Here is a 7,281-nt window from a genome sequence, read left to right on the forward strand (position 1 = left end):
ATCCGCTGACGCGCTGATCCGTCGACCGGCCGGTCCCTTCTCCGGCCGGCCTCTTCTCCGACTGGTCCGCCGAAGCGCCCGGGGTGTGCTCCGCGGCCTTCGACCCGGGGGTCTCCCGGCCGCCGTCACGCGTTCACGCGTCACACCGCCCCGCCGGGGGCCGGCCGTCCGACGCCCTCCGTCGCGCGGGCCGTCCGGCCGTCGTCGTCCCGGTCGCCGGTCTCCTCCGCCACGCCACCGGCGTGTGTCCTTTCGGCGCGCCTGCGTCCCTTCCGGCTTCGCCCTGCCCGGAACTTCGCGCGCTCTCCCTTCACCTGGAATCTCCGGAGTTCTTCCATGCCACCACTGTCCGCACGGTCAACGCGCCCCTCCTCGCCCCTGTCCGCGTCCGGTGTCGACCGGCGCGTGTTCCTGTCCTCCCTCATCGGTGTCGCGGCCGCGGCCGGACTGAGCGGATGCGCCGGTGCCAGCGCGGCCGGCAGCCGGTCCCAGGGGGACCTGTCGGCGCCCCTGTCCGGCAAGGTGCCGAAGGGCACCAAGCTCTCGATCGCCTCGTACCAAGGTGTCCAGGAACTCCAGTTCAAGCTGGCGGGGCTGGCCGATCTGCCCTTCACCGTCTCCGACTGGGTGAACATCGGCGCCGGTCCCGATGTCATCAACGCCTTCCGCTCCAAGTCCCTCGAGGTCGGCAACAACGCGGGCATCCCGCCGATCCAGGCGCACTTCCAGGGTTTCGACGCGAAGATCGTCGCGATCAACATCACCCGCAAGCCCAACTACCTGTTCGCCACCAAGCCCGGCAGCGACATCCGGGACGTGCGCGGGTTCAAGGGGAAGAAGCTCGCCTTCTCCCAGGGCCAGGCGCAGGGTGTCGTGCTGCTGCGCGCCCTGAAGCAGGCCGGTCTCGCCTACGACGACGTGAACCTCGTACCGCTGACCAGCAACCAGTTCCTCACCGCGCTCCAGGCGGGCCAGGTGGACATCGCCCCGCTCGCCAACAGCCAGGCACCGGCCTATCTCAAGCAGTACGGGTCCAAGGGCGCCCACACCATCGACACCGACGTGGTGGACCTGCTCAACCTGCTCTGGGCGCCGTCGTCGGTGCTGGCCGACAAGGCGAAGGCGGCCGCGGTCGCCGCGTACATCCCGCGCTGGGCCAAGGGCCAGGTGTGGGCGTACGAGCACCCCGACGCCTGGAACGAGGAGTTCTACGTCAAGACGCAGAACCTGACGCTCGCGCAGGCCCAGTCGATCACGGAGCTCGCCAACAAGCCGTTGTTCCCGCCGAGTTGGGACGAGGCCGTCAAGTGGGAGCAGGAGACCGCCGATCTGCTGGCGGAGGGCGGCTTCGTGAAGGGGTTCAAGGTCGACTCGCTCTTCGACCGGCGCTTCGAGGACATCGCGGCCAAGGCCGTGACCGCGGAATACCGGAGGTGACGGCCATGACGACCAGAATCACGACCACGGACCGGACCGCGACCACCGCCACGGACCGGGACCCGACCGGGGCCCCGCATCCCTCACCGCCGGCCGGGACCGCCCTCCCCTCACCGTCGACCGCGGTCACGGACGACACCGCGACCGACGCCGGAACCGGCACCGGATCGTCGCCGGCCACCGCCCCGGCCGTACCGGACAGGACGGAGGCGGTCGAGGCGAACGCCGCCGACGGGGCCGGAGCCGGTGGTCGCCGGTTCCGGCGGGCCCCCCGTACCCGGCGCCGCGGTCTCGCGCCCGGCAAGCGGCTGCCGGCCTCCCGGCTCATCGGTCCGGCGCTGTTCCTCGCCCTGTGGGCCGTGGCGTCCGCCGCGGGACAACTGGATCCCGGCGCGATCCCCGCGCCCTGGACGGTGCTGAAGACCACCGGTCATCTGTGGACCGACGGCACGCTGCCCACCGACGTGCTGACGTCCCTGGAGCGCGCGGGATACGGCTTCGCGTTCGGTCTGACCGCCGGCGTCCTGCTCGCCCTCGCGTCCGGGCTCAGCCGGGTCGGCGAGGCGCTGATCGACGGGACCGTGCAGCTCAACCGGGCGATCCCGACCCTCGGTCTGATCCCGCTGTTCATCCTCTGGCTGGGCATCGGCGAGACCTTCAAGATCGCGATCATCGCCATCGTCGTCTACATCCCGATCTATCTGAACCTGCACTCCGCCCTGTCGGGCATCGATCACCGGTTCGTGGAACTCGCCGAGGTCCAGGGGCTGTCGAGGCTCCGTTTCGTCCGGGAGATCGTGATCCCCGGCGCGCTGCCCGGCTTCTTCGTCGGGCTGCGGCTCGGGGTGACCGGCTCCTGGCTCTCCCTGGTCGTCCTGGAGCAGATCAACGCCACCAGCGGCCTCGGCTACATGATGTTCCAGGCCCAGAACTACGGCCGGACCGACATCATCCTCGTCGGCCTGCTGATCTACGGCATCTTCGGGCTCGTCTCCGACAGCGCGGTTCGTCTCATCGAACGAAAGGTGCTGTCGTGGCGACGCACACTCAGCAGCTGACCCGCTCCCACACGGTCCGACTGCGCGGGCTCACCAGGTCGTTCGAGGGCCGCACGGTGCTCGACCAGGTCGACCTCGACCTCCCGGCGGGCCAGTTCACCGCCCTGCTGGGCCACAGCGGCTCCGGCAAGAGCACGCTGCTGCGCGCCATCGCCGGCCTCGACCACGGCGTGGCCGGGAGCGGGGAACTCACCGCCCCGGAGCGGGTGTCCGTCGTCTTCCAGGACTCCCGGCTGCTGCCGTGGCGCCGCGTCCTCGACAACGTCCTGCTGGGCGCGGACGGCCGGGAGGCCGCGGACAAGGGCCGCTCCGCCCTCGCCGAGGTGGGACTCGCGGGGCGCGAACGGGCCTGGCCCAACGAGCTGTCCGGCGGCGAGGCCCAGCGCGCCGCCCTGGCCCGCTCGCTCGTCCGGGAACCCGAACTGCTTCTGGCCGACGAGCCGTTCGGGGCGCTGGACGCGCTCACCCGGATCCGTATGCACGTGCTGCTGCGCGAACTGTGGGAGCGCCACCGGCCGTCCGTGCTGCTCGTCACGCACGACGTGGACGAGGCGATCGTGCTGGCCGACCGGGTGCTCGTGCTCGACCACGGCCGCATCGGCGTCGACCTGACCATCGACCGCCCGCACCCCCGCTCGTACCGCGATCCGCTGCTCGGCGAGTACCGCGAGCGGCTGCTGCACGCCCTCGGGGTGACCGAGGACGTGACAGGAACCGCGGCGAGGCCGGAACCCGGGGCGGCGGCACACACCGCGACCGAACCGGAAGCGACGGCGGAGGGCGGCACCGGGCACGGCGTGCCCGCGCACCAGAAGGAGAAGCACCTGTGACCAGCCCCCGCCGGCTCCATCTCAACGCCTTCCTGATGAACACCGGCCATCACGAGGCCTCCTGGCGGCTCCCGGAGAGCGACCCGTACGCCCATGTCGAGACGGCCCACTACGTACGTCTCGCGCGGATCGCCGAACGCGGCACCTTCGACTCCCTCTTCCTCGCCGACGGCCCGGTCCTCTTCAACAGCGTGGGCCAGCGCCCGTCCGGAGCGCTCGAACCCATCACCCTGCTCACCGCGCTGGCCACCGCGACCGAGCACATCGGCCTGATCGCCACCGCCTCCACGTCCTACAACTCCCCCTACAACCTGGCCCGCAGACTCGCCTCCCTCGACCACATCAGCGGCGGCCGCGCGGGATGGAACATCGTGACCACGGCGGGCGCGGAGGCCGCCCGCAACTTCGGCCTCGACGACGAGCCCGCGCACGCCACCCGCTACGAGCGCGCCGCCGAGTTCCTGGACGTGACGCTCAAGCTCTGGGACAGCTGGGAGGACGACCTCGTCGTCGCCGACAAGGCGGCGGGCGTCTGGGGCGACCCCGGCAAGATCCATCCCGCGCGTCACAAGGGGACGTACTTCAGTGTGGAGGGCGCCCTCAACGTGCCCCGCACACCGCAGGGCCACCCGCTTCTGGTGCAGGCGGGCTCCTCGGAGGACGGCAAGCGGTTCGCGGCCCGGTACGCGGAGGCGGTGTTCACCGCCCAGCAGACCCTCGCGGACGCCCAGGACTTCTACGCCGACCTCAAGTCCCGTACCGAGCGGGCCGGCCGGAACCCGGACCACGTCAAGGTTCTGCCGGGCATCGTCCCGGTCATCGGCTCGACCGAGGCGGAGGCGCGCGCCCACGAGCGGGTCCTGGAGGACCACATCGTGTACGAGCACGGGGTGAACCGTCTGGAGCACCTGCTCCATCTGGAGCCGGGGACTCTCCGCCTGGACGCGCGACTGCCCGCCGACCTGCCGCCGGAGAGCGCGATCGAGGGGGCGAAGAGCCGCTACACCCTCGTCGTGGAGCTCGCCCGGCGCGAGCGGCTCACCGTCCGCGAGCTGATCGGCCGGCTCGGCGGCGGGCGGGGCCATCTGACCTTCGCCGGCACACCCGAGCAGGTCGCCGACGCGATCGAGGAGTGGTTCCGCGGCGGCGCCGCCGACGGGTTCAACATCATGCCGGCCGTGCTGCCGTCGGGGCTCGGCCTCTTCGTGGACCACGTGGTGCCGATCCTGCGCGACCGGGGTCTGCTCCGCCGGGAGTACGGGCCCCGGCAGACCCTGCGGGAGCGCTACGGCCTCCCGCGCCCCGCCAACCGGTACGCGGCCACGACGGCGCCCACGCCCCCCTCACCGGCGCCCGCGCCCCCACCCGCCCCGGCGATCGCGTCCGCCCTCGCCTGACCCCGCTCACACCTGTCCGAACCGTCGAACCGCCGAACCACCGAACAGAGAGGACCCGTGCCCATGTCCGACATCGAGATCCAGAAGGTCACCGCGCACATCGGTGCCCGTGTCCTGGGCGTCGACATCTCCAAGCCCCTGGACGACATCACCGCCGCCGCCCTGCGCACCGCCCTCAACGAGCACAAGGCGCTGGTCTTCGACGACGTCGACCTGGACGACGAGGGCCAGCAGGCCTTCGCCCGCCACTTCGGCGACCTCACCACCGCGCACCCCACCGTGCCCGCCGTCGACGGCGCCCCGAACGTGCTGCCCGTCGACAGCGAGCGGGGCCGCGCCAACCACTGGCACACCGACGTGACCTTCGTGCTCAACCCGCCGCAGGCCAGCACCCTGCGCAGCATCACCGTCCCGCCGTACGGAGGCGAGACGCTCATCGCCAACTCCGCGGCCGCCTACCGCGATCTGCCCGAACCGCTCCGCGCGTTCGCCGACACCCTGTGGGCCGAGCACACCAACGACTACGACTACGCGGTGCCGGACGAGAGCATCGACGAGGAACAGGCCGCGCAGCGCGCCCAGTTCACGTCCATCAAGTTCCGCACCGTGCACCCGGTCGTCCGGGTGCACCCGCTGACCGGTGAACGCGGCCTGTTCATCGGCGGGTTCGCGCAGCGGATCGCCGGGCTGTCGGTGGGCGAGTCCCGCAAGATCCTCGACCTGCTCCAGGCGTACGTCACCCGGCCCGAGAACGTCCTGCGCTGGCGCTGGTCCCCGAACCAGCTCGTCCTGTTCGACAACCGGATCACGCAGCACTACGCGATCGACAACTACGACGGTCTGCCGCGCCGTCTGCACCGGGTGACCGTCGCCGGTGGCGTGCCGGTCGGCATCGAGGGCGAGGAGAGCCACTCGATCACGGGCGACGCCTCGCACTACACGTCGGTGGCCGCGTGACGCCCTCCCGGCTCATGTGACGGGCGACGACGGCCCCGCGCGGATCCCCGCGCGGGGCCGTCCCGTCAGATCCCGCACGGCACGTTGAACGAGAGCAGGGCGGCCGACCCGTCCTCCAACCGGAGTTCGGTGACCGCCCCGTTGCGCAGGCTCGGCAGGACGCGGCGGTACTCGCCCAGCGGGATGGACAGGGCGGTGCACAGCGCCAGGCGCAGCAGGGTGTTGTGGGCGACGACCAGCACGCGTTCGCCGGGGTGGGTCTCGGCGATGCGGCGCAGAGCGCGGGTTCCCCGGGCCGCCGCCGCGCGCGGATCCTCCGCCTCGGGGAACGGGTAGGACACCGGGTCGGCGCGGAACGCCTTGGCCCGGACCGGGTTCTCCGCCTCGAACTCGGCGAGCGTGCGGCCCTCCACCACCCCGAAGTCGCATTCGCGCAGGCCGGGTTCGCGCCGGGCGGCCAGCCCGAGGGCGTGGCACGCGGGCTCGGCGGTGGCGACGGCGCGGGACATGGTCGAGGTCCAGACCGCGTCGACGGGGTGTGCGGCGGCCCAGCGGCCGAGGGCCTCCGCCTGGGCGCGGCCCTCCTCGGTGAGGTCGACGTCACTCACTCCGGCGTAGCGGTTCTCCGCGTGCCAGACGGTCTGCCCGTGCCGGGCCAGGAGGAGGGTCGTACTGCGGCTCGTTGTACTCATGAGGCCGCAGTATCCAGGTCGGGCCGGGCCCCGGGGGTGCGCCACGGAAAGTCCCGGCCCCCGGCGGGACACGTCGTGTCCCGTCACCGGGCCCGGTCCGCGCGGGACCGGGCCGAACCCGGGTCCGACCGGGCCCGGTCACCGTGTCCGCGGTGCCTACAGGTTGCTGAAGTCCGGTCCCGCCGTACGGGTGCGCTTGATCTCGTAGAAGCCCGGCACCGAGGCGACCATGAGCGTGCCGTCCCAGAGCTTGGCGGCGTCCTCGCCCTTGGGGGCCGGGGTGACGACCGGGCCGAAGAAGGCGAGCTGCTCGCCGTCGGAGCCGGGGACGGCGATGACCGGGGTGCCGACGTCCTGGCCGACCTTGTCGATGCCCTCCTTGTGGGAGGCGCGCAGCTCGGCGTCGAACTCGAAGTCCGCCTGGTCGGCGTAGTCGATCAGGTCGGCGGGAAGTCCGACCTCTTCGAGGGCGTCGGCTATGGCCTCCTTGGTCGGGCCCGTGCCGTCGTTGTGGAAGCGGGTGCCGAGCGCGGTGTAGAGCGGGCCGAGGACGTCGTCGCCGTGCTTCTGCCAGGCGGCGGTGACCACCTTGACCGACTCCCATGCCGTGGTCTCGAGCATCTCGCGGTACTGGTCGGGAAGCTCGTCCAGCTTGGGCTCGTTCAGTACGGCGAGGCTCATGATGTGCCAGCGGACCTCGATGTCGCGGACCTTCTCCACCTCCAGCACCCACCGCGAGGTCATCCAGGCCCAGGGGCACAGCGGGTCGAACCAGAAGTCGACGGGGGTCTTGCCGGAACTGGTCTGAGCGGTCTGCTCGGGCATGGCTCTCCTCGGAACGCGGTGTTTCCCTTGGCAACACCGGCGCTCGCCCACACCATTCCCGTGTGTCTGTGCGATTCCGACGGGT

General features: G+C 71.7%; 7 protein-coding genes. 5 read left to right on the forward strand and 2 right to left on the reverse strand.

Annotated elements, in window-relative coordinates:
- Positions 1–336 precede the first annotated feature (336 nt).
- The 5 genes from ACFYW9_RS39745 (at position 337) to ACFYW9_RS39765 (ending at position 5,679) form a co-directional block, all read left to right on the forward strand.
- Positions 337–1,437 carry an ABC transporter substrate-binding protein gene (locus ACFYW9_RS39745; protein ID WP_351862960.1) on the forward strand — a complete coding sequence of 367 codons (1,101 nt, stop codon included), beginning with the start codon at positions 337–339 and terminating at the stop codon, positions 1,435–1,437.
- Between the two features lie 5 nt (positions 1,438–1,442).
- Positions 1,443–2,495, forward strand: coding sequence for an ABC transporter permease (locus tag ACFYW9_RS39750; RefSeq protein WP_389159891.1), 1,053 nt, complete (start codon positions 1,443–1,445; stop codon positions 2,493–2,495).
- Entirely contained in the window at positions 2,471–3,325 is an 855-nt protein-coding gene (locus tag ACFYW9_RS39755; RefSeq protein WP_389159892.1) for an ABC transporter ATP-binding protein, read from the forward strand. The genes ACFYW9_RS39750 and ACFYW9_RS39755 overlap by 25 nt, the downstream gene beginning before the upstream one ends.
- Positions 3,322–4,722 (forward strand): LLM class flavin-dependent oxidoreductase, encoded by a 1,401-nt coding sequence (locus ACFYW9_RS39760; protein ID WP_389159893.1) that lies wholly within the window; start codon positions 3,322–3,324, stop codon positions 4,720–4,722. The genes ACFYW9_RS39755 and ACFYW9_RS39760 overlap by 4 nt, the downstream gene beginning before the upstream one ends.
- 63 nt (positions 4,723–4,785) lie before the next feature.
- On the forward strand, positions 4,786–5,679 hold the full coding sequence (locus ACFYW9_RS39765; RefSeq protein ID WP_389159894.1) for a TauD/TfdA dioxygenase family protein: 894 nt from the start codon (positions 4,786–4,788) through the stop codon (positions 5,677–5,679).
- 65 nt (positions 5,680–5,744) lie between these two features.
- Here ACFYW9_RS39765 and ACFYW9_RS39770 read toward each other — a convergent pair whose 3' ends face one another.
- Both ACFYW9_RS39770 and ACFYW9_RS39775 read right to left on the reverse strand, forming a co-directional pair.
- Positions 5,745–6,371: a histidine phosphatase family protein gene (locus ACFYW9_RS39770; RefSeq protein WP_389159895.1), complete on the reverse strand. Its 627-nt coding sequence runs from the start codon at positions 6,369–6,371 to the stop codon at positions 5,745–5,747.
- Between the two features lie 156 nt (positions 6,372–6,527).
- Positions 6,528–7,196, reverse strand: a complete 669-nt coding sequence (locus ACFYW9_RS39775) for a DsbA family protein (protein WP_389159896.1) — start codon at positions 7,194–7,196, stop codon at positions 6,528–6,530.
- Positions 7,197–7,281: the final 85 nt, after the last annotated feature.

It is taken from the genome of Streptomyces sp. NPDC002698 (assembly GCF_042888945.1).
Lineage (GTDB): Bacteria > Actinomycetota > Actinomycetes > Streptomycetales > Streptomycetaceae > Streptomyces.

What these genes read in the sequence shown, in the direction of transcription:
- ACFYW9_RS39745 (WP_351862960.1), top strand. Translation starts at nt 337, where the DNA reads ATGCCACCACTGTCCGCACGGTCAACGCGCCCCTCCTCGCCCCTGTCC.
- ACFYW9_RS39750 (WP_389159891.1), top strand. Translation starts at nt 1,443, where the DNA reads ATGACGACCAGAATCACGACCACGGACCGGACCGCGACCACCGCCACG.
- ACFYW9_RS39765 (WP_389159894.1), top strand. Translation starts at nt 4,786, where the DNA reads ATGTCCGACATCGAGATCCAGAAGGTCACCGCGCACATCGGTGCCCGT.
- ACFYW9_RS39770 (WP_389159895.1), bottom strand. Translation starts at nt 6,371, where the DNA reads ATGAGTACAACGAGCCGCAGTACGACCCTCCTCCTGGCCCGGCACGGG.
- ACFYW9_RS39775 (WP_389159896.1), bottom strand. Translation starts at nt 7,196, where the DNA reads ATGCCCGAGCAGACCGCTCAGACCAGTTCCGGCAAGACCCCCGTCGAC.